Source organism: Arthrobacter sp. JCM 19049, from assembly GCF_001310435.1.
Window position 1 is genome coordinate 1 of record NZ_BAXF01000499.1, and the last position, 1,532, is coordinate 1,532.

Annotated in this window: 1 protein-coding gene; it reads right to left on the reverse strand. The window is 67.4% G+C overall.

The window, feature by feature from the left end; all coding sequences use genetic code 11:
- Positions 1-124 precede the first annotated feature (124 nt).
- Positions 125-1,532: malate synthase A (aceB, locus tag JCM19049_RS13795; protein WP_054821867.1), on the reverse strand; the 1,408-nt coding region annotated here is incomplete at its 5' end.

Consider the following 1,532-nt stretch of genomic DNA (forward strand, 5'->3'; position numbering starts at 1 on the left):
TACACGGTGTGCACCGGCTGGCGGGCGCCGGTGTCCCCGGCATAGCTGGTGGCCAGCAGCTGGTCGGTGGCGGCCAGCTGGTCCTCCACGGCGGCGAGGGTCGCCTGATCGAAGACTGTGTTCATTACTTGCTCACGTATTCCTTTTCCAGTAGTTCGTAGGCCGGCAGGGTCAGGAAGTCAACGAAGTCCTCGTCCCGGCCGCTGACCAGCTTGCCGATCAGCTCCGCTGCCGGCTGGTAGTAGGCGGCGAAACGCTCTTCGTCGTTCACTTCACCACGCAGCCGCTCAACTTCCTCGGCCAGCAGGGTGGAGACCATTTCGGCGGTAATGGTGTTGCCGGTGTCCTCGGCGACCACCTCGTTGCGGATCTGCTGCCAGATCTGCGAACGGGAGATCTCCGCGGTGGCCGCGTCCTCCATCAGGTTGTGGATCGCCACTGCGCCGTTGCCCGAGAGCCACACGGCGGTGTAGGCCACGGCCACGTACAGGTTGGCGCGCACGCCCGCCTCGGTGACCTTGCCCGGGGCGCTGGCCACGTCCAGCAGCTGCTCGGCGGTGACTTCCACCTCCGGACGCTGTTTGTCGATCTGGTTCGGCTTCTCGCCCAGCACCGAGTCGAACACCTCGCGGCAGATCGGCACCAGGTCCGGGTGGGCCACCCAGGAGCCGTCGAAGCCGTCGGTGGCCTCACGGGTCTTGTCGTCGCGCACCTTGGCGAAGGCGGCCTCGGTGACCTCCGGTTCGCGGCGGTTCGGGATGAAGGCGGCCATGCCGCCCATGGCGAAGGCCCCGCGCTTGTGGCAGGTCTTGACCAGCAGCTCGGTGTAGGCGCGCATCATCGGGGCGGTCATCGCCACGTCCGCGCGGTCGGGCATGATGAAGTCGGCGCCGGCCTCGCGGAAGGTCTTGATGATGGAGAACAGGTAGTCCCAGCGTCCGGCGTTCAGGCCCGAGACGTGGTCGCGCAGCTCATAGAGGAACTCGTCCATCTGGAAGGCGGCCGGGATGGTCTCGATCAGCATGGTCGCGCGCACGGTGCCGTGCTCGATGCCCAGCTCCTGCTGCGCGAAGGTGAAGATCTCATTCCACAGGCGCACCTCCAGGTAGTGCTCCATCTTCGGCAGGTAGTAGAACGGACCCTGCCCGGATTCGGCCAGCACCTTGGCGTTGTGGAAGAAGTGCAGCCCGAAGTCGACCAGCGCGCCCACGGCCGGCTTGCCGTTGACCTGCACGTTGTTCTCATTCAGGTGCCAGCCGCGGGGGCGGACCACCACGACGGCCAGCGGCGCGTCGGTGCGCAGCGAGTAGGTCTTGCCGTCCGGCTGGGAGAAGCTGAGCTCACCGCGGGCGGCGGCGCTCAGGTTCGCGATCGCGTCGATGACATTGTCCCAGCTGGGGGTGGAGGCGTCCTCCAGGTCGGCCAGCCACACCTTGGCGCCGGAGTTCAGCGCGTTGATGGCCATCTTCGCCGGAGAGGCCGGGCCGGTGATTTCCACGCGGCGGTCGCGCAGCGCCTCGGGGGCCTCGGCG